Source organism: Prochlorococcus marinus str. GP2, assembly GCF_000759885.1.
Taxonomy (GTDB): Bacteria; Cyanobacteriota; Cyanobacteriia; order PCC-6307; family Cyanobiaceae; genus Prochlorococcus_A; species Prochlorococcus_A marinus_J.
Genome location: NZ_JNAH01000008.1, coordinates 422,185 through 448,963, shown reverse-complemented (window position 1 = coordinate 448,963; position 26,779 = coordinate 422,185). Strand labels below are relative to the sequence as shown.

The window sequence follows — 26,779 nt, the reverse complement described above, 5'->3', positions numbered from 1 at the left end:
GTTAAGAACGAACCTGAACAGGCATGACTAAATAAGTAAATGAATTAAGATTATCTTCTGGTACAAAAACAGCTGGAGTAGTTGCAAGATTACACTTTAGAAGTACATTTTCAGAAGCAATGACTTTTAAACCCTCTAAAAGATATCTAACGTTAAATGCAATATCGAAATTCTCTCCAGAGTAAGAAACAGGTATTAATTCGTTTGCGTTTCCAATATCTTGTGCATCTGCACTTATTGAAGCTAAATCAGTATTATCTAATTTAATCTTAACAACACTACTCTGTTGATCAGCTAAAACTGCAATTCTTTCTAATGCATCAATTAATTTTTTAGTATTAAAATTAAAAATCTTAGAAAAAGTATCAGGAAGTAATTGTGAATAATTTGGATATTTACCTTCAAGGGTTCTTGTCGTGATTATTTGATTAGAAGAAATAAAAACTACCTGGCCTTTGTCATAGAAAAGCTTTATTGAATTTTCTGAGCTATTAAGAGATACTAGCTTTTCAATTTCTCTTAATGATCTTGTTGGAATAGTTACTGATAAATCATCTTCATTTGAAGTTAAACTATTATTATTTTCAAGATGTTCTTCATTACCAATTAACGCCACTGCCAATCTATGACCATCAGTAGAAGCAGACTCTAAATAATTTTTTTTAAAGGTAAAGTTGACACCTGTAAGTAATTGTTTTGAATCATCATTACTACTAGCAAAAATAGTAGTTTTTAAAGCTTTTAAAAAAGAACTAGGATCAATATTTAGAGAAGTACCGCTCTCTACAAATGGTAAATTTGGATAATCATCAGAAGGTATACCTATAAGGTTAAAAGAACCTCTATCACTTTTTATTAAAATATTATCTGAATTTTCTTCTACATTTATAGAAACAGGAGTTTCATAAGGCAATTTATTAACTATTTCAGATAATAGTTTTGAAGGTATAGTAATAGCTCCACTATTCTCAACAGTTCCATCGAATGAAGTTTGAATTCCTAAGTTAAGATCAAATCCTGTCAAACTAATTTTATTTGTTCCTTGGTCAGCTGTTAAAAGTATATTTGCAAGAATTGGATGAGTTGGTCGTGAAGCAACTGCTCTGCTAACTAATTGAATAGCGTTATTTAACTCATTTTGATTACAAATAATCTCCATTGGAATTTGGAACTTTTACACACAATATACTTTTTTCGTAAATTAAATTCAATAAGTCATTTTTTTTTATTCTAAATATAAATAAATATAAAAGATAAAAAATGTAGTAGTAGTAGTTATTGTTGAATTTGTGGAATTTATAAGTTAAAGCTTCTACTTACTGGGCTTTTGAATTTTTATATAAGTGGAAAAAAAATTATTTTTGTTAAATAAATTTAAAATTTTTAAAAAAAGAAAAAATTATCCAACAATTTAAATTTTTTTTTATATTTTTTTCAACAAATAATTATTATTTTTAGGTGATTTCCACAGACACTATTTTTTTTGGATTTTAATATCCTAATATTTCAGTAATATTTTTTAACGAAGGTTCAATATTTTTCCTAAAAATAGCATCGTTATTTTTAATAGCACAATCAGGATCTTTTAAACCATTTCCAGTAAGAACGCAAACTATTGTGGAGTCCTTCTGTATTCTATTTTTATTTTTAATCAATCCTGCTACTGAAGCTGCACTTGCAGGTTCGCAAAATATACCTTCTTTAGCCAGTATTTTATAAGCGTTGATTATTTCTTCGTCAGTAACGGACTGAAAGTCTCCTTTGCTTTCTTTTCTCACTATTTTTGCTTTTTCTCTATTAACAGGATTTCCAATTCTTATTGCTGTTGCAATTGTATTTGGATCTTCAACTATTATATTTTTCACCAATGGAGCAGAGCCTTCAGATTGAAAACCCATCATAATTGGTAATTTTAAATTCTTTTTTATTTTTGAATATTCGTTAAATCCCATCCAATAAGCAGTTATATTTCCCGCATTTCCCATTGGTATACAGAGCCAATCAGGTGAAAAACCTAGATCATCAATAATTTCAAAAGCTGCTGTTTTTTGGCCTTGTATTCGAAATGGGTTAACAGAGTTAACAAGTTCTACAGGATATTTTGAAGATAAATCTCTAACAATTTCAAGAGCCTTATCAAAGTTTCCATTAATAGATATTATTTCAGCTCCATACATCAAAGCTTGTGCAAGTTTTCCTTGTGCAACAAATCCCTCTGGAATTAAAACATAAGGTTTTAATCCTCCTCGAGAAGCGTATGCAGCAGCAGCAGCAGAAGTGTTTCCAGTGCTTGCACAAATTACTGCTTCACTGCCCTCTTCTTTTGCTTTGCTAATAGCCATTGTCATACCACGATCTTTAAAAGATCCTGTTGGATTAAGACCGTCATATTTTAAAAAAACCTTTGTTCCATTGCCAATTAAATTACTAAGCGAGTCACTCAAAATTAGCGGCGTATTTCCTTCATTAAGTGAAATAATGGGAGTTTTTTTAGTAACTGGAAGATATTGTTTGTAAGCTTCAATTAAACCTGGCCATCTTTTCTTTTTATAATTAATTCTTAATTTATTTTTGATTTTATTTAATAACACCATAACTTTTAATTTGTTTTAATTTTGTCTAGAGGAGAATTTGTAAAAAAGTCAAATAATTCTGAAATTGATTCTACTTTATTCATAACTTTGCTCAAAGCGTTCACATCTAAAATAACAGTTTTAGTTGGATATCCTTCAAAAAAATTTATAAGATTTATTTTCCCATTTCCCAACTTAATTCCCTGAACAATACTTGCTCTGAGCGCTAACATTCCTGTTTTTTCATCACTTGCTCTAGGCGGATGAATAATAGAGGAAAGTCTTCTTAAAAAAATATTACCTATTTCTGAATATACTAATTTGCTTGCAATTGTGATAGGGATTTCAAAATCTTTTTTTAATACTGATCTAATTTCATCATTAGGAGATCCAGTTGCTTTTAAAATTGTTTTTATATTTTTTGTTGAATTACCTTCTTCAGCAAATTTTTTTAAAGAATTTACTGTAATTGTTCTAGAAAATAAGCTGTATACAATTTTTATTTCTTCAGCAGCTTTAGCTTTTGATACATTAAAAATAAATTGAGAACTTATTAAAATAAAAATAATTTTAATTATTAATAATTTACTAAACTTCATTTAGATACTTGAGCCAGCTGCAATTTTTACAAGTCTTACCATCCCTTTTTCAGTAATTTTTTTTGCAATTTTTATACTCATTTCTTTTGTATAAGGCTCATTTATCAGGCGAGGAACTCTTTTTATAAAAATATCATTAGAGTAACCGGGTACTCTCCGTAAAATCTCTAAAAAGTTTCTTAATGGCTCTATGTACATTATCAGATCATTAAAGTTGTTATTTTCGTTAGTCATATTTAATTTAATTGAGTTTGGAAGGTAGTTATTTAAATTTTTCAATATTTTTAAACCAAGTTCATCTATTTGATTTGTTAAGCTTTCAACTATTTCATTTCTAAGGAATCCTCCTTTTGGTGAAAAGAGAAGATTTATTACTTCATCTAAAAGTTTTTCTAAATCAAGGTTTGTTTGCTTTGCAGCGTTAGAAAGTAGATCTTCTAAACGGTCCCATTTAAATTTTTTATTATCGAAAAGCATTTCTTTTAAACTTTCTCTTAATTGCGGATCTGGATCTTCCATCAATCTTCTAGCAAAATATGGATACGCTGCACCTAATATTTTGAAATTTGGGTCTACGCTTAAAGCAATTCCTTCTAATGTTAATAATGACCTAATTATAAGTGCATAATATGGTGGTAATTTGAAAGGAAATTTATACATAACACCAGACATATCGTCAGTGACGCTTTTGAAATCCATTTTTGAAACACCTTGTTCAACAGCATTAATAAAAACATCTTGAAATGCAGGAACTATAGGTTCTAAATTAACTTCTTCTGATAAAAACCCTAGTTTTACAAAGTCTTGAGATAACTTGTCAAAGTTTTTATTTACCAAATGAACAACTGCTTGGATTAAACCAGATCTAGAGTCCCTTGAAACTTCGCTCATCATTCCAAAGTCTAAATAACATAATCGCCCATCTTTTAAAGCTAATAAGTTACCCGGATGTGGGTCAGCGTGGAAAAAACCATGTTCTAAGAGTTGTTCTAAACTGCATTGGACACCAATATCAATCATTTTGTCAGGATCTATTCCTAATTTTTGTACATCTTCTAAATTAGTTAATTTTGCCCCATCAATCCATTCCATGGTTAAGACCCTTCTTGATGTAATTTGTTTATAAATTTTCGGCACAGCAATCATTTTATTATGTTTATGCATATTTCTAAATTTCTCAGCATTCTCAGCTTCATTTAAATAATCCATTTCTTCAAACACTCTTTTGCCTAATTCATCAATTAATGCAACCAGATCGCTTCTTATAAGACCAATATTGTTTTTAAGCCAATAAGCAATATTTCTAACTATGTAGAGATCTAAAGTAATTTGTTCTCTTAAACCGGGACGTTGAACTTTAACTGCAACAACTTCGTTATTTTTTAGTTTGGCTTTATGCACTTGTCCGAGAGAAGCGGCAGAAATTGGTTTTTTATCAATATGTAAAAAAATTTCATCTATTTTGGATCCTAAATCTTCCTCAATTAATTCCATAGCTTTATCTCCGTCAAAGCCTGGTAGTTGATCTTGTAATTCAGATAGCTCTTCCAGTAGAACTCCTGGAATAATATCTGGTCTTGTTGATAAAGCTTGTCCTGCCTTAACAAATGCTGGTCCAAGTTCTACTAATAAATTTGTTAATTCTTTTGCTCTAAATCTTGCAATAGCTTTATTCTTTAATCTACCAGTTAATTTATCCCACCCGACAGAAAATATATAAATAAAAATCGGTAATAATGTTTGCCAAAGCCTTTTTAAAAGTCTTTGTGGATTTTTTTTGTAAATTTTAGAAATTGTATCTGGATCGTACTCTAAAAGCCCAGAAACCTCTATAAAATCAGTAAAATCTTCTTTCATAACTTTATATATTTAAAACCTTTATTTTTTTGAAAAAGAAGTTAATTTCTTTATATGGAAGATTTATTATGCTCATACAATTAAAAATAGTAAATATTGCCTTAATAGAAATTATAGAAATTAATTTCGAAAAAGGTTTGAACATAATTACAGGTGATTCTGGTTCAGGAAAATCACTGATATTAGATTCCTTAAATGTTTTATTTGGTGGAACCAATATACCTTTAAAGCACTTAATCCGTCCAGGAAAAGATCATTGTACAGTTGAGGCAATATTTTCCACTTCTTTCCAAATTAATAACTGGTTAATTTGTAATGGGTTTAAAAGTAGTTTTTCAGTACTAAATATTAAGAGAATATCTTACAAAAAAAATAATAAAGTTTTATCTAAATATAGCCTTAACAATTCATCAATTAACAAAAAATTATTAGAAGAACTTGGACGGTTATTGATAGATTTTGCAGGACAATCAGATACTTTTATATTTGATACTCAAGAGAAAAGAAGATTAATTATTGATGATTTATGCTCGCAAGAAGTGAAAGATACTAGTGTGAATATTAAAAATATATGGGGAAAAATTCAGGTTTTAAAATGTTTAATGAATGAAAAAATAGAATCCTTTAAGAAGAATGAAGAAAATCACTTAATAACTAAAGAAATATTGAAAACTCTAGAGGAGGCTAATTTAGAGTCCAGTCAGGAAATCTTAGAATTAGAGTTACTAGAAAATAAACTTGTCAATAATCTCGAAATAAATAATTCAATTAAATCATCTTTAAATAACTTAAATAATTTCAGTCATGATGAACCATCAGTTGCGTCTTTGATAAATCAATCAATAAAAAATTTAAATAGAACAGCAGATTTTGATTTAAAAATTCAAAAATTTAGAGAAAATTTATTAGATATACAAATTCACGTTGAAGATTTAATTTTCGCTTTAAACTCATATATACAAGACATAGAGAATAATGAATCTAACCTTTCAGAAATACAAAAAAGATTATTTTTTTTAAAAAACTTGGAGAGAACTTTTTCATTGGATTTACCTAAATTAATTAAAAAGCGAGATCAATTAAGGACATATTTTCAAAAAATCGATAAAGATAAAGAGATTTCTAATATTGAAAATCAAATTAAAAACTTACAAAGTAATTTAAATTCTTTATTTCTCACTCAATCCACTGAAAGAAAAAAAATTGCTAAACAGTTACAAAATTCAGTAATTTCAATTTTAAGAGATTTAGGATTAGAAAATGCAAATTTTTTAATTCAAGTTTTAGAATGTAAGCCTTCTGGCGATGGAATTGATAATATAAATTTTTTGTTTTCAGCTAATCCTGATCAGAAGCTTGCTCCATTATCTAATGTTATTTCAGGTGGAGAAATGTCAAGATTCTTATTAGCCATTAAATCTAGTATTTCTACAAAGCCAAATACTTTCTTTTTAGATGAAATTGATAACGGTTTAAGTGGTAAATCTTTATTTTCTTTGGTTGAGCTAATAAAAAAAATTTCTCATGATCAACAAGTTTTATGTATTACACACCAGCCTTTCTTGGCTGCTGGAGGATTAGCTCATTTTAAAGTTAATAAAAACGTTATTGATGGGATAACTTATACTTCAATATCCAAACTAACAACAAAAAAACAAAGAAAACATGAATTAGTAGAACTTATTGGTGGAGGTTCTTCTGAATTAAATGAATATGCGTCTAAACTTCTTGATAAATTTGCTGCATAAAATAGAAAAAATTACACTATAATAGTCTTTTTAAATCAAAATTAGATTTAAACATGGCTATAAAAATTGATAATAATTTTGCAGAGGATAATTCAATTATTATTAGGGGAGCTCGTCAACATAATTTAAAAAATATTGACCTTTCTCTACCTAGGAATAAATTTATTGTTTTTACAGGAGTTAGTGGAAGTGGTAAAAGTTCTTTAGCCTTTGATACGATTTTTGCTGAAGGTCAAAGAAGATATGTAGAAAGTTTATCAGCATATGCTAGGCAATTTTTAGGTCAAGTAGATAAACCAGATGTTGACAATATTGAGGGCTTATCACCTGCTATTTCAATTGATCAAAAATCAACAAGTCATAATCCTCGATCAACAGTTGGAACAGTAACAGAGATACAAGATTATTTAAGATTGTTGTTTGGTCGTGCTGGTGAACCGCATTGTCATCATTGTGGAATTCCAATTGCGCCACAAACAATTGATGAAATGGTTGATCAAATTCTTTTATTGCCAGAGGGAACAAGGTACCAATTGTTGGCTCCTGTAGTAAGAGGAAAGAAAGGAACTCATACAAAATTAATAAATGGACTAGCTGCTGAGGGTTTCGCTAGAGTAAGAATTAACGGGGAGGTAAGAGAACTTGCAGATAGTATTGAATTAGATAAAAATCAAATTCATAATATTGAAGTTGTAGTTGATAGACTAATTGCAAGAGAAGGAATACAAGAAAGATTAAATGATTCTCTTCAAACTTGCCTCAAGAGAGGTGATGGTCTAGCAATAGTAGAAGTTGTTCCAAAAAAAGGAGAAAATTTACCACCTAATCTAGAGAGAGAAAAACTTTATTCAGAAAATTATGCATGTCCTGTACATGGTTCTATTGTTGAGGAGCTTTCTCCTAGGCTATTTTCCTTTAATAGCCCATATGGTGCGTGTCCAGACTGTCATGGGATAGGTTATTTAAAAAAATTTACTGCTGATAGAGTTATACCTGATCAATCATTACCTGTTTATGCTGCAATAGCGCCTTGGAGTGAAAAAGATAATACTTATTACTTCTCTTTACTTTATTCTGTAGGACAAGCTTATGGTTTTGAATTAAAAACTCCTTGGAAGGATTTAAGTGAATTGCAAAAAAAAGTTCTACTTTTGGGATCAGATAAACCAATATTAATTCAAGCTGACAGCCGTTTTAAAACTTCTAGTGGTTTTGAAAGACCTTTTGAGGGAATTTTACCAATATTAGAAAGGCAATTGAATGAAGCTAATGGAGAGTTGGCAAAACAAAAATTAGAAAAGTACCTAGAATTAGTTCCTTGTAAGACATGTTCTGGTAAAAGATTAAGGCCTGAGGCTTTGGCAGTTAAACTTGGCCCATATAATATTACTGATTTAACATCCATAAGCGTTTCTGAAACTTTAACGCACATAGAGCGCATGATGGGATTAGGCAAGATTAAGAAGGAAAATATATCTTTATCAGAAAAACAAAAACAGATAGGTGAATTGGTTTTAAAAGAAATTCGTTTACGTTTAAAGTTTTTAATTAATGTTGGTTTAGATTATTTAACTTTAGATAGACCAGCCATGACTTTGTCTGGCGGAGAAGCTCAGCGTATTAGATTGGCTACGCAAATAGGCGCAGGCCTTACTGGTGTTCTGTATGTATTAGATGAACCAAGTATTGGGTTGCATCAAAGAGATAATGACAGATTATTAGAAACATTAAAAAGCTTAAGAGACCTTGGTAATACTTTAGTTGTTGTTGAACATGACGAAGATACTATGAAATCTGCAGATTATTTAGTAGATATTGGTCCAGGTGCAGGCGTTTATGGCGGGGAAATTATTGCTAAGGGATCATATCAAGATGTCTTGAAATCAGAGAGGTCCCTTACTGGGGCCTATCTTAGTGGTAGGAAGTCGATTCCTACTCCAAAAGAACGTAGATCTTCTGTAAAAAAAAGTTTAATTTTAAATAGTTGTTCAAAAAATAATTTAAAGAATATTTCTGTAGAATTTCCATTGGGTAGACTAGTTTCTGTAACTGGTGTTAGTGGCAGTGGCAAAAGTACTTTGATAAATGAATTACTTCATCCTGCCTTGTGTCATTCTCTGGGATTAAAAGTCCCTTTTCCGCAGGGGGTTGAAGAGTTAAAGGGTATAAAGGCGATTGATAAAGTTATCGTTATTGATCAATCTCCAATAGGGAGAACACCAAGATCAAATCCTGCCACTTACACAGGTGCCTTTGATCCTATAAGGCAAATATTTACCGCCACAGTGGAAGCCAAAGCAAGGGGTTATCAGGCTGGCCAGTTTAGTTTTAATGTAAAAGGAGGAAGATGCGAAGCATGTAAAGGCCAAGGAGTTAATGTCATAGAAATGAATTTTTTGCCAGATGTGTATGTTCAATGTGAAGTATGCAAAGGAGCTCGCTTTAATAGGGAAACTCTTCAAGTTAAATATAAAGGTTTTAATATATCTGACGTCTTAGAGATGACTGTTGAACAAGCTGCAGAAACTTTTTCTGCTATACCTCAAGCTGCTGATAGGTTAACTACATTAGTAGATGTTGGATTAGGATATGTCAAATTAGGCCAACCTGCTCCTACATTATCTGGGGGAGAGGCTCAAAGAGTTAAATTAGCTACAGAATTATCTAAAAGAGCTACTGGAAAAACTCTTTATTTGATTGATGAACCAACTACAGGTTTAAGTTTTTATGATGTTCATAAATTAATGGATGTGATACAACGTTTGGTAGATAAAGGGAATTCTGTAATTGTTATAGAACATAACTTAGATGTAATTAGGTGTTCTGACTGGATTATTGATTTAGGACCTGATGGGGGAGATAAAGGTGGCGAAATTATCGCAGAAGGTATTCCTGAAGATGTAGCGAAACATCCCACAAGCTATACAGCAAAATATCTTAAAAAAGTACTTAAATAAAAAAAAATTGTTGTATTTCTTTTTATTTTTAATTATTTGATTAAAATTAAATTCTTCTTTTGAGGGGTATTATTTAAGTCTATATCTGGTCTTTATAGAACTTTTGCATTAAAAAAAATTTAAAATCGTAATGCTTTCTTAATATTTCCTTTGAAAATTCAGCTTATTTGTATTAAAGGCTGTTGACCGGAGGATTTACCGAATGAGGTTTAAATTTTTACATTTACATCTACATGGTCTTATACGGTCTAAAAATCTTGAATTAGGCAGGGATCCAGATACAGGAGGGCAAACACAATATGTTTTAGAGTTAGTTAAAAGTTTGGCTAATACTTCAGAAGTTGATCAAGTAGATTTAGTTACTCGTTTAATCAAAGACCCTAAAGTAGACAATGAATATTCACAAGAAGAAGAATTTGTAGAACCTGGAGTGAGAATCTTAAGATTTAAATTTGGACCTGAAAAATATTTAAGAAAGGAGTTGCTTTGGCCTTATCTAGACCAATTAACTGAAAGTCTTATCTCTTATTATGAAAAATATGAAAAGCCTAATTTTATTCATGCGCATTATGCAGATGCTGGATACGTAGGAGTTAAATTAAGTAAATCATTAAATGTTCCACTTATTTTTACTGGTCATTCTTTAGGAAGAGAAAAAAAGAGGAAATTGCTTGATACTGGTTTAACAACTAATCAAATAGAAAAGCTTTATTCCATAAGTAAAAGAATTGAGGCAGAAGAAATAGCTTTAAAGTCAGCAGATATTGTTGTTACAAGTACTAAACAAGAATCAGTTTATCAATATTCCCAATATTCTTCTTTTTCGCCTAAGAAAGCTAAAGTGATTCCCCCTGGTGTTGATCATAATAAGTTTCACCATATTCACTCGACAACAGAGACAGCTGAAATTGAAAATATTATGAAGCCTTTTCTTAAAGATTCTACTAAACCTCCATTATTAACTATTTCAAGAGCTGTACGCAGAAAAAATATCCCTTCTTTGATTGAGGCATACGGGAGATCTGAAAAATTAAAAAGAAAAACTAATTTAATTTTGATTTTGGGTTGTCGTGACAGTACTTCAAAACTTGATCCTCAACAAAAAGATGTATTCCATAATATTTTTGAAACTATTGATAAATATAATTTGTATGGAAAGGTAGCTTATCCAAAAAAGCATCTTCCAAGTCAGATACCTGCTTTATATAGGTGGGCAGCTAGCAGAGGGGGTGTATTTGTAAACCCAGCTTTAACAGAACCTTTTGGTTTAACCCTTCTTGAAGCTTCTTCATGCGGATTGCCAATTATATCAACAAATGATGGAGGACCTAAAGAAATTCGCTCAAAATGTGAAAATGGACTTTTAGTTGATGTAACTGATATTAATAAGTTGAAAATTATTATTGAACAAGGAATTTCTAATAATGAACAGTGGAAAGTATGGAGTAGAAATGGAATTGACGGAGTCAGTAGGCACTTTAGTTGGAATACTCACGTACGTAATTATTTATCAATACTCACAGAAGAGTTTTCAAGAATCCATAGCTATTCTTCATCAGATATTAGACAGAGTTGTTTAAAAGGAAGTTCTTCACTTATAAATCCCCATTGATCGAATACTTTAGGATCAGGATGAAGTATTAGTTGATTGTTATGAGTTTTCTTTAATTTGAAACCTTTCTTAGATAGTTTTTTCATTAATTTTGCAGTCTCTTCAAATCTTGATGCCATTGCATCAAGACTGGAGCAATCACTCGTTAATCCATTATCTTTCCATGTAAAAAAACTCATAATAAATTTTTATAGATTAATTTTTAAAACTATACCTAAAATGACAAGTAAAATGTTGATTTTCCAAAAATTTTCAACTATTTTTGTTTCTTTAACTCCTTTAAGCTCAAAATGATGATGTAGTGGTGCCATTAAAAATATACGTTTTCCATTATGAGATAATTTTTTTGTAATTTTAAAAAACCCTACTTGAATGATTACAGATAAAGACTCAATAATGAACAGTCCAGAGAAAATACATAAAGTAAATAAGCTATTTGTTAATAATGCTATAGATCCCATAATCGCACCAATACTCAATGATCCTGTATCACCCATAAATATCTTTGCAGGGTAACAATTATATTTGAGAAACCCTAAACAAATGCCCGACATTGAATAACACAAGATACTAAAGACAATAAGCTCCTGCTGTTCTTTAATTAATATTTCTGTTCCTAATCCATAAAAAATAATTGCACTACAACCACCAGTTAATCCATCCAGTCCATCAGATAAATTTACTGAATTGCTTAAGCCAACTAATACTAAAAAAGAGATGGGAAATATAAAAATATTAGTATCTATTCCCCAAGTTTCAGATACTGTAATCAATGGGTTAATTAACTCTTTTTCGTAAGCAATAAAAATAAAAATCATTGCAATAATACTTTGAAAGATGAATTTTTCGTTTGATTTTAATCCCGTATTTTCTTTGTTTTTTATGCTTATGTAGTCATCAAAAAAACCTATAATAAAAAATCCTAAAATACTAACTAATAAAAGAAATAATTTTATTGAATTAAGATGAATATTAATTATTAGAGTAAAAATTAAAAAAGGTATTATTAAAAAAATCCCTCCCATTGTTGGGGTATTTCTTTTTTTAAAGTGATTAGCAGGTCCTTCGTTTCTAATGTTTTGAAATAAATGAAATTTTTTGATTATTTTTAAACCATTTTTTGTCGTGAACAAAGAAATACAATAAAATAGGAGATAAACTCCTAAAAAAATAAAATTATTAAAAAGATAAGAAGTAACTGTTAGAGCAAATGTATTAAATATTAATAATGATTTAAAGTTAAACTGTTTAATCTTCCCAATCATCTTCGGAAGATACTTCTTCAATTTTATAATCTTCTTTTTCTCCCATGAGTGCTGAAAGTTCTTCTTCTTCTATAGTACTTATTTCTTGAGAATCCCCGTCTTTTTCAGCAATTAGCCTTCCTGAATTTTCAAGCCATGATAGTAGATCGGGTTCATCTCTTAATGGTAAAACAGGGGCTGGATCCTCTCTGTGGTAGCAAGTTAAGGCAGGATTAACTTCAGAAATATCTTTTAATCTAATTTTTAATTTATTTGAGTCCATTAAAGATTATGTACTATATATAAGATAATACATAATCATGCGCACGAAAAACTTTGTTTGATAAAGGAAATTTAAAATACTTTTTTATTTGGGCAATTTCATTCTTATTTGCAGGTTTATTTAAACTGATTGGATACTTGAATCCAAATGTTTTATTAATTAATAACTTTCTTCTATTAGCACTAGTTTTTGGTCCAGGTCTTTTAGTTACAATAATAATAGTTTTTAAAAAGTTTTCAAATTCTTAATTTCATCAAAATTTAAATTTATGGAGCAAATTTAAATGGAGCAGGTAAAAAAAGTTGTGCTAGCTTATTCTGGTGGTGTTGATACCAGCGTTTGTATTCCATATCTAAAAAATGAATATGGAATTTCAGAAGTTGTTACTTTTGTCGCAGATCTTGGACAAGGCGAAGATTTGGATCTTATTAGACAAAAAGCTTTAAAATCTGGAGCATCAAAATCAATTATTGGTGATTTAGTTAATAGTTTTATTGAAAAATATGCTTTTCCAGCTATCAGAGCGAATGCATTATATTTAGATAAATATCCTCTATCTACTGCTCTTGCAAGGCCTTTAATTGCAGAAAATCTTGTAAAAATTGCTAGAGAGATTAATGCTAAGGCAGTAGCTCATGGCTGTACTGGCAAGGGAAATGATCAAGTTCGATTTGATTTAGCTATTAATGCTTTAGGTCCTGATTTGGAAATAATTACTCCTGCAAGGGAATGGAATATGAGTAGGGAAGAGGCAATAGTGTATGGAGAAAAATTTGGTATTCCTGCACCAGTATCAAAAAAATCACCATATTCAATTGATGTTAATTTACTTGGTAGGAGTATTGAAGCAGGTATATTAGAAGATCCAATGAAAGAAGCTCCTGAAGATATTTTTGCAATGACATCATCTATTGATAATTCACCTAATTCTCCTCAAGATATAGAAATTATTTTTAAAAATGGCTATCCCGTTGGAATTAATGACGAATTTTTAACCCCTTTAGAGATTATTAAAAAAGCTAATGTTCTTGCAGGTGAGCATGGTTTTGGAAGAATCGATATGATTGAAGACCGAGTAGTAGGAATTAAAAGTAGAGAGATTTACGAAACACCTGGCCTCTTACTTTTAATAAAAGCTCACAAGGAATTAGAGAGCATCACATTAAACCCAGATGTTATTGACTTTAAGGGAATGGTAGAAAAAAAATGGGGACAATTGGTCTATCAAGGTTTTTGGTTTGGACCTCTTAAAGATAGTTTGGATGCATTTATTGCATCGACTCAAACTTCGGTCAATGGAAGAGTAAAGATTAGACTCTATAAGGGGAACGCAATAGTAATTGGACGAAATTCAGAAAATAATTCCCTTTACAGGGAGGATTTGGCGACTTATAGCCGAGACGATGTGTTTAAGCATTCTTTAGCAGAGGGTTTTATTTATATGTGGGGTATGTCTAATAAAATTTGGGCCGAGTTAAATTCAAAAACAAATGATTAGCATTTAAGATTCTGTACTTTCGTTGGTTGTAGAAATATCTCGTCCTGAAGTTGAAGCTTCAGGAGTTGTTATTGGTTGACTTTCTTTAGATTCTACTTTGACTTCTTGATTATCTTTGGTTTCTGGATTATCTTTGGTTTCTGGATTATCTTTGGTCTCTGTCTGAGATGTATTCTTGTTGGAAGGTTTTGGTGTTGGTAAAGGCCCTTCTTGTTTAACGGTCATGTATCTAATAACATCTTCACCAAGTCTCATTGCTTTTTCAATTTTAAAAATATGTTGTCCATCACCTTGATGACTCAATTGAACATAAACTCCTTCCCTATGCTTTGCTATTGGATAAGCTAATCTTCTTTTACCCCTCATTTGACTATCTAGGATGGTGCCGCCAAATTCTTCTAAAAGTTTATTGTATTTATTAATGTGAGTAGTGACTTCATCTTCCGCAATATCAGGGCGGAGAATGTACATAGTTTCGTAATAAGATTGTTGATCTTTCATAGTTTCAGACAAGGTCTTTGGCTCATGAATTCATGTTATGAGCGTCTGTTCATTACTTACCATACATTATGATGGGCAAATTCTTAAAAATTACCATTATTTTTTTTAAGGTATTGCTTTAGGGCGTCATTCATAACATGAAAAGGTACTTCTAAACCATCAGTCCAAAAGGATAATGATTGTATCCCTTGAGCAATAAGCATTTGCAAACCATCTATAGTCATGCAACCTCTATTGGAGCTAAATTTTAATAATTCAGTTGGAGCTGGGTTGTAGATTAAATCATAAACAATTGTTTTCTCATTAAGAGATTTCCAAAAAATTTCCCCATATGGTAATTCATTCGTTTCATTTGTAGCTGTTTTCATTCCTACTGGTGTTGTATTTACAATTAAATCTGCTTCTTTAATAACATTCTGAGTCCGATCGTCATTATTTAATAAACCCTGAATTTTAATTTGATTTTCAAAATTTTTTATTAATCCATCTAATGATGTTTTGTTTCGTGACACTACTGAAATTGTTGAAAAATTCAAATTTATTAATCCTTGTATCACTGATCTCGCTGCGCCACCAGAGCCTATTACAATCGAATTCTTGTTTGTTAAAAATAAATCTTTTAATGGATAAATAAAGCCTTCTACATCTGTATTAGTTGCAACCCATTCTCTTTCAGAGTTTAATTTAAGGGTATTAATCGCTTTCAGTTGGTTAGCAATAGGTGAAATTTCACTACAAAGATCAAATACTTTTTCCTTAAAAGGAATAGTAATATTTAATCCCTTGCAATTAATTTTTTTTAAAGAATTGAGAACTATTTTTAGATCTTCATTTCTACAAGGTATAGCAATATAAATTAAATCTAATCCTAAATATTGAAGGGCAGCATTTTGCATGATTGGCGACAAAGAATGGCTAATTGGATTGCCTATTAATGCAATAAAAGATGTTTTGCTAGTTATCATTTTTTAGAAATTTTTTTTAAAAAATTGTGATCTGTTCGGGAACCACACCTCGTCTTTGAGTAACAATAATGACGCCGATGACCGATTATGGAGAATATAAAATACAAGAATTCACGCATGGGTAAGGTCGTAGGCATTGATTTAGGAACAACTAATAGTTGTGTCGCTGTAATGGAAGGTGGTAAACCTACTGTAATAGCAAATGCTGAGGGTTTCAGAACTACTCCATCAGTTGTTGCATATACAAAGAATCAAGACCAGCTTGTTGGACAAATTGCTAAAAGACAAGCAGTAATGAATCCTGAAAACACTTTTTATTCTGCAAAGCGTTTTGTTGGTAGAAGAGTTGATGAAGTTAATGAAGAATCTAAAGAAGTTAGTTATTCTGTTGAAAAATCTGGCTCTAGTGTCAAATTAAAGTGTCCTATCTTGGATAAGCAGTTTTCTCCTGAAGAGGTAAGTTCTCAAGTTCTAAGAAAGTTAGCAGATGATGCTGGAAAATACCTTGGTGAAAAAGTTACACAGGCTGTAATTACAGTTCCAGCTTATTTTAATGATTCACAAAGACAGGCTACAAAAGATGCAGGAAAGATTGCAGGTTTAGAAGTTCTCAGGATCGTTAATGAGCCAACTGCTGCAGCTTTAGCATATGGTTTGGATAAAGAAAATGAAAAAATTCTTGTTTTTGATTTAGGGGGAGGAACATTTGATGTCTCAGTCATTGAAGCTGGAGATGGAGTTACTGAAGTTCTATCTACATCTGGAGATACACATTTAGGTGGGGATGATTTTGATAGATGTATCGTAGATCATTTAGCTAGTACTTTTAAATCAAATGAAGGAATTGATCTTAGACAGGATAAGCAAGCTTTACAAAGACTTACTGAAGCCGCAGAGAAAGCAAAAATTGAGCTTTCTAATGCTACGCAAAGTGAAATAAATCTACCTTTTATTACAGCGACACCTGAAGGTCCTAAACATCTGGATTTGAACTTAACTAGAGCTAAGTTCGAGGAATTAGCAGCTTCTTTAATTGATAGATGCAAGACCCCAGTTGAGAGAGCTATAAGTGATGCAAAAATTTCTACTAGTGAAATTGATGAAGTCGTAATGGTGGGAGGTTCATCTAGAATTCCTGCTGTTTTAGATTTAGTTAAAAAAATAATAGGTAAAGAACCAAATCAAACTGTTAATCCTGATGAGGTAGTAGCTGTTGGAGCTGCAATTCAAGGAGGAGTTTTAGCAGGAGAGGTTAAAGATATATTGTTGCTTGATGTTACTCCACTTTCTTTAGGTGTAGAGACATTAGGTGGAGTAATGACAAAAATGATAAATCGAAATACTACAGTACCTACGAAGAAATCTGAAACATATTCAACTGCTGTTGATGGACAAACGAATGTAGAAATACATGTTTTGCAGGGTGAAAGAGAAATGGCTTCTGATAACAAAAGTCTAGGAACTTTTAGATTAGATGGCATACCCTCAGCACCCAGAGGTGTTCCCCAAATTGAAGTTACATTTGATATTGATGCAAATGGCATCCTTAGTGTTACCGCTAAAGATAAGGGAAGTGGTAAAGAGCAAAGTATTTCAATCACTGGTGCATCTACTCTATCTGATAATGAGGTAGAAAAAATGGTAAAAGATGCGGAATCAAATGCATCTGCAGATAAAGAAAAAAGAGAAAAAATTGATTTAAAAAATCAATCTGAAACACTTGTATATCAAACAGAAAAACAACTAAGTGAGCTTGGAGATAAAATTGATGCAGAAGCAAAGTCCAAGGTTGAAGAAAAAAGTAATGCATTAAAAGAGGCAACATCAAAAGAAGATTATGAATCAATGAAAAAACTTCTTGAAGAACTTCAGCAAGAACTTTATTCAGTAGGTTCATCTGTTTATCAGCAACCCGGCAATCAGCCACCTTCACCAGGGGCACAGGACGGTTCTGATCAGAGTGATTCAAACGAAAAAGGTGGAGATGATGTAATTGATGCGGACTTTACTGAAACGAAAGATTAAAAAAGGTAATTTTTAATTTCATTAGCAACCCATTTAGAGCAAGCCGGAGCAAGTAAAATTCCATTTTTATAAAAACCTGTACAGATAATTAGTCCATCTTCAAGATTTCTCATTATTGGTGAAGGCTCACCTTCTGGTCTTGACCTTATTCCGTACCATTTTTTAGAAATCTTCCCTTTTATAAGCCAATTTGGTTTTTTATCGAGAAAATTTGTGAGTTTTTCGAATGTATTTTCTTCTGGTTTAGTACTATATTCGTCAGTTGATCCAATAATTAGTTTATTTTTTGATATTGGAATTATATTTTTGCCATCTATATTGAATTGTTTTGGTAGCGAAAATAAGTCAACTTCTGCATCATTTACAACAAGCTCTATAGCTTGACCTAAAACAGGTTTTAATTTGATGTTTTGAGATAAGTTATCTATTAAGTCAGCGGCTTTTAGAGAATTACACAAAATAATCATGTCAGACTTGATATTTACATTATTTCTTGTTGTAGAGATCCAATAATTGTTTGTTTTTCTGATTTTTATAATTTCTTCTTCTAAAAAATTTATTTTTTTATGTTTTAAATATTTATTTAATGTTTTAAGCAAAGAATTAGCATTTATTCTTCCATCTTTTAAGGAAATCATTCCTTTTATATTTTTTGTTTGGAAGGCTTTATTTATATTCTTGATAAATATTGAGTCTTTTTCTAAAATACGTAAGTTTTGATCATTATTTTCACAAATAAATTTCTCTAATTTTTTAAACTTTTCTTGATTAGTAGTTAATTGTAATAATGGTTTTTCGATATTTAATTTATAATTAAATTTTTGCAAGAATGTAATCCATTGTGGCCATAATTCAATGCTTTGTTTTCTGAGATCCCAACTCCTACCTCTTCTTTTTTGATACATATTACCCATCAGTAAGCCTAAAGCTGCATAACTACTATTTTCGAGTTGAGCTGGATCTATTATTGTTACTTGAAAACCTAACTCTGATAATTCTAAGGCGTTAAATTTTCCAATAATCCCTGATCCAATAATAACTATGTGTGCTTTTTGAAAATTTTCTTTTAAGCTTTTCATTGATATATTAGATGTACTTGCTTATTTGACTTAAATAGTTAAAGATTTTTTGGAACATCCTTCAATTATATTCAAAATTGTTTGTCCCGATCGTCCAGGTCTTGTAAGTTTACTTACAAGTTGGATTTCAAATTACGGTGGTAACATAAAACATTCTGATCATCATACAGATCAAGATGCGGGTTTGTTTCTTAGTCGAATTGAATGGAATAGTAACAATGCCTCTATTAATAGAGATGAGATTTATAAAGAATTTGAAAAAATTGCAGTTGAAGTAAATGGAAAATTTAACGTAAATTATTCTGATGAAATTCCAAATGTCGCTATTTTCGTGAGTAAACAAAATCATTGTTTGATTGATTTACTTTGGCGAGTAAGAAATGGAGAACTCAAAATGAATGTCCCGTTAATAATTTCAAATCACTCTCATCTTGAAAATATTGCAAATGACTTTAATGCAAAATTTGTCCATATTGATACTTTTAATATTGATAAATCTATTGTTGAAGATCAATTTTTAAATTTACTAAAAGAATATGAAATTGATCTTGTTGTATTAGCCAAATATATGCAAATTTTAAGTGACTCTTTTTTAAAAAAGTTTTCTTCAATAATAAATATTCACCATTCTTTCTTACCTGCATTTAAGGGAGGACAACCATATCATCGAGCATGGAAGAGAGGTGTTAAATTAATCGGTGCTACTGCTCACTATGTTACTGAAGATCTTGATGAAGGCCCGATAATCGAGCAATGCACAGTTAATGTAAGTCATAGGGATGAGGTTGATGATTTGATTAGAAAAGGAAGAGATATTGAAAGAATGGCTTTAGCAAGAGCAGTTCGATTACATCTGAATCATCAAGTATTTGTCTATAACAGTAAAACTGCTGTTTTTGATTAAAGATAGTTTCTTAGTCTTCTAACTCTATTTGTATTTGTCTTTCATAAATTGATTCTTCGTTAAAAGCTCTTGCTATCAGGAAACTGGCAATGCAGCTGATTAACACAGGTTTCATTATTAATAAATTTTTTGTTAAAGCAAAAGCTAAAAACATTGCTGTTATTGGTGTTCGCGAACATCCGGCTACGAAAGCTCCCATTCCCGCAAAAATGTATGTACTTGGTGCATGTCCTGTCGCAATTTCTACCCAGTTCCCCATTATTAGTCCTATTGCCCCTCCTAAAGTAAGCATTGGATAGAACAGTCCTCCAGGGGCTCCAGATGCTGCAGCTAAACCTGTCGTGATAAATAATACTAAAACTGCTAATAAAGCAATTCCAATACTTGTATTTTGTTCAGCTATTATTTTCTGTAATTCATCTAAATTATGAAATGTACTGGGTAAGCAGGAATAGATACTGCCTAAGATAAGTCCACAGATGCTTATTTTTAAAACAAATTTATTTTTATACCACTTTTTCCCGAGATTTTGCATAAATAAAACAAATCTGCTGTACAATTCTGCAAACATTCCAATAATTATTCCTAGTAAAACTAGGTAAATAAAATCTATTGGCAAGAAAAAAACTGATGGGTCATATTCTTTTTGGATTAAAAATCCGAGGTTGAAATCAAACCCTCCTGCTTTAGGATCTAAACCCAAGGCTTGAATAATATCAGCAGATGAATCTGCAATAAAAGTTGTGATTACTACTAGTAGCAAAATTACTGGTCTAGCAGAGTTTAATAACTCTTCTATTGCATAGATAAATCCTCCTAATGGGGCGCTAAATACTGCAGCTATTCCAGCACCACCACCTGCTGCTACTATTACTCTTCTGAAAGCTGTAGGAGCTTTAAGCAACTTGGCCATTTGCCAAGCTACTGATCCTCCCATTTGAACTGATGGACCTTCCGGGCCCAAAGGGAATCCACTACCAATAGCAATAATTCCTGATATGAGCTTTACTAATCCTACTTTTATATTCATTGGAACTTTTTTATGCCTTAGGAACCCCATGATTTGACTAACACCTGAACCTTTTGCAGCAGGTGCTATATTTTTGATCAAATATCCTGCAATTGCTCCTCCAAGTGCTCCAAAAATAGGTAAGACCGCAATAGATGGGAATTGGTCTAGTAATGCTAATCTCCAATTATTAATAAAGTAGATTCCAGTTTTAAAAAATATGCTTGTAATTGAAGCCCCTAAACCTGTTAATAAGAGAGAAAATACAACGACGAGAGATCTTTGTTTTAATAATTTTTTGATGGTACGAGAAGAATTATTACTTGTTTTTTGAATATTATCTTTTATGAGGTTTGGCATAGCCCATGATTACTTTGACAAGCTGAAATCGTTTATTTCATCAAATTGAAGATAACGATAAAGTTCCTCTGAATATGGATTAATTTTATTTTTAGTAATATCCTGATATTCTTCTATTTCAGGTATTTTCCCAAGTAGTGCGCAAACTGCTGCTAATTCTGCACTTCCTAAAAATACTTGCGCATTCTTGCCAAGTCTATTGTCAAAATTTCTAGTACTAGTAGAAAATACTACAGAACCCTCATCTACTCTAGCTTGATTTCCCATACATAAAGAACAGCCTGGCAACTCTAGTCTTGCACCACAGTCTTCGAATATTTTATAGTAGCCTTCAGATTTTAGAGTTTCTTCATCCATTTTTGTTGGTGGACAAATCCATAATTTAGCTTTTAAATTTTGTACTCCTTCAAGAACTTTTGCAGCTGCTCTGTAATGACCAATATTTGTCATACAAGAACCTATAAAAACCTCGTCAATATTTGTATTTGCAACATCCGTGATTTCTTTAACATTATCTGGATCATTAGGGCAAGCAACTATAGGTTGTGTTACTTTTGCTAAATCAATTTCAATAATTTCTTCATACTGAGCGTCTGAATCTGGTTGAACTAATGATGGTTTTTTTAGCCAATTTTTCATATCATTTATTCTTCTTGATATCGATTTTGAATCTTCATAATTGCTCTCGATCATTTTTTCTAACAGGCAAATATTGCTTCTTAAGTATTCTTGAACCGTTTCTTGGGATAAAAGTATTGTGCTACCAGCGCAGGAGCGTTCTGCAGTTGCATCAGTAAGTTCAAAAGCTTGTTCAAGTTTTAGGTTTGGTAATCCCTCAATTTCCAAAATTTTCCCGTTAAATATGTTTTTCTTATTTTCTTTCTCAACAGTTAAGAGTCCTTTTTTAATTGCAAAAAGAGGGATTGCATTTACTAAATCTCTAAGAGTAATTCCTGGTAATAATTCTCCCTTAAATTTAACCAGCACAGATTCCGGCATATTTAATGGCATTGATCCTATTGCAGCGGCAAAGGCAACAATGCCTGAGCCTCCAGGAAATGAAATGCCAAGAGGAAATCTTGTATGACTATCTCCACCTGTGCCAACAGTATCAGGAAGGAGCATTCTGTTAAGCCAGCTATGAATTATACCGTCTCCAGGCTTAAGAGCTACTCCACCTCTTTGAGATATAAAATCAGGTAATTCTTTATGAGTAACTAGATCTACTGGTTTAGGATATGCCGCTGTATGACAAAAACTTTGCATTACTAAATCTGCTGTAAATCCTAAACAAGCTAGTTCTTTTAGTTCATCTCTAGTCATTGGACCAGTGGTATCTTGACTGCCAACTGTGGTCATAATTGGCTCACAAGTTGTTCCCGGCCTAACTCCATCTAAACCGCATGCTTTGCCTACTATTTTTTGAGCTTGAGTAAAGCCGGCACGACTTTCGGTTGGATTTTGTGGTCTGGTAAATATTTCACTTGGTTGATAATTTAATTTGTTTCTAATTTTGTCCGTAAGAGATCTTCCAATCATTAGATTTATTCTGCCGCCAGCTTGAATTTCATCAGAAAGAGTTGATGGATACAAGTCGAATTTGCTTATTAATTCTTCAGTATTTGAATCTTTTTCAATTTTTTTAATAATGCCTTTATAAGGATATATTTTAATAACATCTCCTGTTTTCATATTGGATACGTCAGCTTCTATAGGCAAAGCTCCTGAATCTTGTGCAGTATTAAAGAAAATTGGGGCTATTTTGCTACCAATTATTATTCCACCTGTTTTTTTGTTTGGAACAAAAGCGATATCTTCTCCTATATGCCAAATGAGTGAATTAATAGCAGATTTTCTAGAACTACCTGTTCCAACAACATCTCCAACATAAGCTATCGGTAAATTTTGTTTCTTTAAATTATCTAGAATCTTTAGGCCATCAGGTTTTTTAAATTCCAACATAGCTAATGCATGCATTGGAATATCAGGGCGTGTTGTTGCATGTACAGCTGGAGATAAGTCGTCTGTGTTTGTCTCACCGTCAACTTTAAATACTAAACATATAATCTCTTTCTCCAGAACTTTTTTATTTGTAAACCATTCTGCATTTGCCCAACTATTTATTACCTCTTTTGCATAAATATTATTTTGAGATAATTCATAAATTTCATTAGCTGAGTCGTAAACAAGAATAATATTTTTTAAAACTTCTGCCGCTTTTTTTGCAAATAAACTATTTTCTCCTTTAAGTATTTCAACCAGGGAATTCACATTATATCCACCTATCATTGTTCCTAGTATTTCAATTGCCTTTTCGGGATTAATTGATTTGCAATATTTTTCGGCATTAACAATAGCCGTAAGCCAGCTTGCTTTTACATAAGCAGCCTCATCAACTCCTGGTGGTACTCTATTTATCAGTAAATCAAGTAAATAAGATGAATCGTAAGTACTATCTTGTTCCAATAATTTTGTAATACAATTTGTTTGCTCAGCATTTAAAGGTAAAGGAGGTATCCCTTTGGCTGCTCTTTCAGCTACGTGATCTGCATAATCTTTGATCAATGTTTCCAAATTTTTCATTAGTAAGGTTTAATCCCTAATCTATTGTTATTTTTAATATTGAAAAGGAGAGTATTCATAAATGCTTTTTTAAATATTCAAACATTTTAATTAATCAATGACGACATCATCAAATAATTCAGCTTTAGAAAAGACATCAGATTTACATGTTGTTGAAACACGTCCATTAATACCTCCAAGCAGTTTACATAATGATATACCTTTAAATCACGCCTCTGCTAATACAGTATCTAAAACAAGAAGATCGATACAAAATATTTTGCATAATAATGATCAGAAGCTTTTAGTCATTGTGGGTCCATGTTCAATTCATGATCTTGAGGCGGCAAAGGAATATTCAAAATATATTAAAAATTTCCGAGAAATTTATAAAGATAAATTAGAAATAATCATGAGAGTATATTTTGAAAAACCAAGAACAACTATTGGTTGGAAGGGTTTGATAAATGATCCTCATTTAGATGATTCTTATGATATTAATACTGGTTTAAGAAGGGCGAGAAGTTTGCTTTCGTATTTAGCAACTATTGGAATACCTTCTGCTACAGAATTACTAGATCCAATTGTTCCTCAATACATTGCCGATTTAATAAGTTGGACTGCCATAGGTGCGCGGACTACAGAAAGTCAAACTCATAGAGAAATGGCATCAGGATTATCAATGCCTATAGGCTTTAAAAATGGAACGGATGGTTCCTTTGCTACTGCAATTAATGCAATGGAGTCAGCTTCAAAATCCCATCATTTCTTAGGTGTAAATGAAAATGGAATGGCTTCTATAGTTAATACTACAGGAAATCCAGATGGACATATAGTTTTAAGGGGAGGTTCAAAAGGCCCTAATTTCGAAAGTGAACACGTTAAAAGAATTTCAGATGAATTGAGGCAATGTAATCTTCCTCACAAAGTGATGATTGATTGTAGTCATGGAAATTCCAATAAAGACTTCCGAAAACAGTCTAAAGTGCTAAACAACATAGCTTCTCAAATAAGTAATGGTGAAAAAAATATTTTGGGAGTTATGCTTGAAAGTCATTTGAAGGAAGGTAATCAAAAACTTGTCAAAAAAGAAGATCTCCAGTTTGGCAGAAGTATTACAGATGCTTGCATAGATATAGAAACAACAAAAGAATTACTCGCTATTTTATACAATTCACTTAGCTAGTTATAAAAAAATTAAAAAATAATGCTGAAGATATTGGAACAATGAAATTATCTATCCCTAAAAAACTAAATTGTTCCAGAACAGTTGCAAAGAAAGCTATCGTAAAATAATTTAAATTAAAATTATTTTCTTGGGCATATCCTATTGAGCAAACTACTATAAAGCTTGTTAAAAACATTGTCGCAGTGCCAAATAATGATTTTTTTTGTTTAAAAAAAATCCAACTCTTTGAGTTGAAGCTCTTTCCTATTAACCCTGCTAATCCATCACCAAAAGTCATAATAAAAAATCCAGTAATTAATGCATATGGATTTTTATCCCAGAAAAGATAAATCAAAATAAATAAACTTAGACAATAAAATAATGTTCCATAACTCTTTCTCTCAACATCTTCAATTGTTGGAAATAATTTATAGGTGTAATTGATTAAAACCATTAATGAGACAATTCCTGTAAAAATAAGCGCTGAATTTTGATTAATTTTTAGAAATTGTGTAATTGGTATTAATGGTCCTACTCCAATATGTATTATTTTTCTTACGGTTTCTCTGCTATCTTCATTATATTTTTTAAAGACTATTGATATAAGAAAAATTAAAAATAAATATAATAAAATTACAGTAAATTTTATCAATTGTATTAAGCTGCTTTTTGATGAGTTGTCATTACTCTAAGTTTTAATATTGCTTTAGCTTCTAGTTGTCTTACTCTTTCTCTTGAAACATTAATTTGTCTTCCTATTTCTGCGAGTGTTAATGGTTCTGCACCATCTAGGCCAAATCTGAGCTTCATAATTTTTTGCTCTCTTTCATTTAATTGAGAAAGCCAAGTTCCTAAATGCTCTTTTTGAATAGTTCTATCCATACCTTCCATAGGCTCTTCACAGTTTGGATCAGGTATTAGTTCACCTAAAGTACTTCTGTCTTCTTCACCTCTTGCATGAGCATCTAGGGAGGCGCAAGGTGCACTTTGCGAAATTAAATCCTCTAAATCTTTTTGATCAATTCCCATCTCATTTGCCATTTCTAATCTGGTAGGTTGTCTACCAAATTTATGGGACAATTCTCTAGAGACTCTTCTCATTTTGGAAAGTTTTTCACTTATGTGAATAGGTAAGCGGATAGTTCTTGCACTGTTATCAATAGCTCTTGTCATACCTTGCCTAATCCACCAGTAGGCATAAGTTGAGAATTTATATCCCATAGCAGGATCAAATTTATCTACAGCCCTTTCAAGGCCAATAGCACCTTCCTGGACAAGGTCTAATAATTCAAGGCCTTGGTTTTGATATTTTTTTGCAACGGAGACAACTAGTCTTAGATTAGCTGCCATCATTCTATCTCTGGCTCTTTTGCCAATCTTAATTTGATACAGATTTCGTTGAGTTCTATCAGTTTCAGGAGTTTGCAGCAACTTTTTCATGGTTTGAACATGATGAGCCAACTCTATTTCCTCAGCTGGAGTTAGAAGAGGTACTCTACCAATGCTACTTAAGTAATAGCCAATAGAATCTGAAGCAAGTCTTCCAGATTTTTTTTGGCTTTGTTTTGCAGTTAGACTGGATTTTGATTTACGAGACTTGCCCGCAGTGTTTGGTAATCTTGGCTCCTCAAAATTATTATCTGAAGAGCTTTTTGCAGATTCCAGAGGGATCCCCATCACCCTGGCCTCCTAAATAATGGATTTTTTAAAAAACTAGCACTGAAATTGAAATAAAAACTACTTTTACGTTGAAACTTTAAAGACAAAAAAAGATATTTTTGTTCTAATTTCTTGAGAACAGTTGCTATAAAAGGTTTTTAGAAAAATAAAAAAAA

General features: G+C 31.4%; 21 protein-coding genes. 7 read left to right on the top strand and 14 right to left on the bottom strand.

The window, feature by feature from the left end; all coding sequences use genetic code 11:
• Position 1: 1 nt before the first annotated feature.
• From dnaN to EU91_RS00155, 4 genes are all read right to left on the bottom strand, one after another.
• Entirely contained in the window at positions 2 to 1,159 is a 1,158-nt protein-coding gene (dnaN, locus tag EU91_RS00140; protein WP_032525222.1) for a DNA polymerase III subunit beta, read from the bottom strand.
• Positions 1,160 to 1,490: 331 nt separating this feature from the next.
• On the bottom strand, positions 1,491 to 2,594 hold the full coding sequence (thrC, locus tag EU91_RS00145) for a threonine synthase (RefSeq protein ID WP_032525221.1): 1,104 nt from the start codon (positions 2,592 to 2,594) through the stop codon (positions 1,491 to 1,493).
• Positions 2,595 to 2,599: 5 nt separating this feature from the next.
• Positions 2,600 to 3,172: an alpha/beta hydrolase gene (locus EU91_RS00150; protein ID WP_032525220.1), complete on the bottom strand. Its 573-nt coding sequence runs from the start codon at positions 3,170 to 3,172 to the stop codon at positions 2,600 to 2,602.
• A complete protein-coding gene (locus EU91_RS00155; protein ID WP_032525219.1) occupies positions 3,173 to 5,029 on the bottom strand; it encodes an ABC1 kinase family protein in 1,857 nt (618 codons plus the stop codon).
• Positions 5,030 to 5,097: 68 nt separating this feature from the next.
• On the opposite strand from EU91_RS00155, the gene EU91_RS00160 reads away from it, so the two are divergent.
• The 3 genes from EU91_RS00160 to EU91_RS00170 all read left to right on the top strand — a co-directional run bounded on the left by EU91_RS00160 (position 5,098) and on the right by EU91_RS00170 (position 11,346).
• Positions 5,098 to 6,777, top strand: coding sequence for an AAA family ATPase (locus EU91_RS00160; protein ID WP_032525268.1), 1,680 nt, complete (start codon positions 5,098 to 5,100; stop codon positions 6,775 to 6,777).
• Between the two features lie 53 nt (positions 6,778 to 6,830).
• Complete coding sequence (uvrA, locus tag EU91_RS00165) at positions 6,831 to 9,734, top strand: excinuclease ABC subunit UvrA (protein WP_032525218.1); 2,904 nt, start codon at positions 6,831 to 6,833, stop codon at positions 9,732 to 9,734.
• A 202-nt stretch (positions 9,735 to 9,936) separates the two neighbouring features.
• Positions 9,937 to 11,346 (top strand): glycosyltransferase, encoded by a 1,410-nt coding sequence (locus EU91_RS00170; RefSeq protein ID WP_032525217.1) that lies wholly within the window; start codon positions 9,937 to 9,939, stop codon positions 11,344 to 11,346.
• On the opposite strand, the gene EU91_RS0108915 is transcribed toward EU91_RS00170, so the two are convergent.
• Genes EU91_RS0108915 through EU91_RS0108910 form a run of 3 tightly spaced genes read right to left on the bottom strand, consistent with a single transcriptional unit; the run spans position 11,280 to position 12,873 of the window.
• Positions 11,280 to 11,525 (bottom strand): hypothetical protein, encoded by a 246-nt coding sequence (locus EU91_RS0108915; protein ID WP_032525216.1) that lies wholly within the window; start codon positions 11,523 to 11,525, stop codon positions 11,280 to 11,282. The two genes, EU91_RS00170 and EU91_RS0108915, sit on opposite strands and share 67 nt — an antisense overlap.
• Positions 11,526 to 11,534: 9 nt before the next feature.
• Positions 11,535 to 12,611, bottom strand: coding sequence for a phospho-N-acetylmuramoyl-pentapeptide-transferase (gene mraY, locus EU91_RS00175; protein WP_032525215.1), 1,077 nt, complete (start codon positions 12,609 to 12,611; stop codon positions 11,535 to 11,537).
• Positions 12,595 to 12,873: a DUF3134 family protein gene (locus tag EU91_RS0108910; RefSeq protein WP_032525214.1), complete on the bottom strand. Its 279-nt coding sequence runs from the start codon at positions 12,871 to 12,873 to the stop codon at positions 12,595 to 12,597. The genes mraY and EU91_RS0108910 overlap by 17 nt, the downstream gene beginning before the upstream one ends.
• Positions 12,874 to 13,156: 283 nt before the next feature.
• Between EU91_RS0108910 and EU91_RS00180 the strand changes: the two genes are divergently transcribed.
• On the top strand, positions 13,157 to 14,371 hold the full coding sequence (locus EU91_RS00180; protein ID WP_032525212.1) for an argininosuccinate synthase: 1,215 nt from the start codon (positions 13,157 to 13,159) through the stop codon (positions 14,369 to 14,371).
• A 3-nt stretch (positions 14,372 to 14,374) separates the two neighbouring features.
• On the opposite strand, the gene rpsF is transcribed toward EU91_RS00180, so the two are convergent.
• Complete coding sequence (gene rpsF / locus EU91_RS0108900; RefSeq protein ID WP_032525211.1) at positions 14,375 to 14,872, bottom strand: 30S ribosomal protein S6; 498 nt, start codon at positions 14,870 to 14,872, stop codon at positions 14,375 to 14,377.
• Positions 14,873 to 14,955: 83 nt separating this feature from the next.
• Positions 14,956 to 15,837 carry a shikimate dehydrogenase gene (locus tag EU91_RS00185; RefSeq protein WP_032525210.1) on the bottom strand — a complete coding sequence of 294 codons (882 nt, stop codon included), beginning with the start codon at positions 15,835 to 15,837 and terminating at the stop codon, positions 14,956 to 14,958.
• A 117-nt stretch (positions 15,838 to 15,954) separates the two neighbouring features.
• Here EU91_RS00185 and dnaK point away from each other — a divergent pair, with 117 nt between their 5' ends.
• The gene (gene dnaK, locus EU91_RS00190; protein ID WP_032525209.1) at positions 15,955 to 17,862 is read left to right on the top strand and encodes a molecular chaperone DnaK; all 1,908 of its coding nucleotides are present in this window, start codon (positions 15,955 to 15,957) and stop codon (positions 17,860 to 17,862) included.
• Here the strand turns inward: dnaK and EU91_RS00195 are convergent.
• The gene (locus EU91_RS00195) at positions 17,859 to 18,941 is read right to left on the bottom strand and encodes an FAD-dependent oxidoreductase (RefSeq protein ID WP_032525208.1); all 1,083 of its coding nucleotides are present in this window, start codon (positions 18,939 to 18,941) and stop codon (positions 17,859 to 17,861) included. The two genes, dnaK and EU91_RS00195, sit on opposite strands and share 4 nt — an antisense overlap.
• 49 nt (positions 18,942 to 18,990) lie before the next feature.
• Here EU91_RS00195 and purU point away from each other — a divergent pair, with 49 nt between their 5' ends.
• Complete coding sequence (purU, locus tag EU91_RS00200) at positions 18,991 to 19,845, top strand: formyltetrahydrofolate deformylase (protein ID WP_032525207.1); 855 nt, start codon at positions 18,991 to 18,993, stop codon at positions 19,843 to 19,845.
• A gap of 10 nt (positions 19,846 to 19,855) precedes the next feature.
• On the opposite strand, the gene EU91_RS00205 is transcribed toward purU, so the two are convergent.
• Both EU91_RS00205 and acnB read right to left on the bottom strand, forming a co-directional pair.
• Positions 19,856 to 21,214: a ClC family H(+)/Cl(-) exchange transporter gene (locus EU91_RS00205; RefSeq protein ID WP_032525206.1), complete on the bottom strand. Its 1,359-nt coding sequence runs from the start codon at positions 21,212 to 21,214 to the stop codon at positions 19,856 to 19,858.
• Positions 21,215 to 21,223: 9 nt separating this feature from the next.
• Entirely contained in the window at positions 21,224 to 23,797 is a 2,574-nt protein-coding gene (gene acnB, locus EU91_RS00210) for a bifunctional aconitate hydratase 2/2-methylisocitrate dehydratase (RefSeq protein ID WP_082303043.1), read from the bottom strand.
• Positions 23,798 to 23,894: 97 nt separating this feature from the next.
• Between acnB and EU91_RS00215 the strand changes: the two genes are divergently transcribed.
• The gene (locus EU91_RS00215; RefSeq protein WP_032525204.1) at positions 23,895 to 24,962 is read left to right on the top strand and encodes a 3-deoxy-7-phosphoheptulonate synthase; all 1,068 of its coding nucleotides are present in this window, start codon (positions 23,895 to 23,897) and stop codon (positions 24,960 to 24,962) included.
• Here the strand turns inward: EU91_RS00215 and EU91_RS00220 are convergent.
• Complete coding sequence (locus tag EU91_RS00220) at positions 24,955 to 25,596, bottom strand: diacylglycerol/polyprenol kinase family protein (RefSeq protein ID WP_032525203.1); 642 nt, start codon at positions 25,594 to 25,596, stop codon at positions 24,955 to 24,957. The two genes, EU91_RS00215 and EU91_RS00220, sit on opposite strands and share 8 nt — an antisense overlap.
• A 5-nt stretch (positions 25,597 to 25,601) precedes the next feature.
• On the bottom strand, positions 25,602 to 26,621 hold the full coding sequence (locus EU91_RS00225) for an RpoD/SigA family RNA polymerase sigma factor (protein ID WP_032525202.1): 1,020 nt from the start codon (positions 26,619 to 26,621) through the stop codon (positions 25,602 to 25,604).
• Between the last annotated feature and the right edge of the window lie 158 nt (positions 26,622 to 26,779).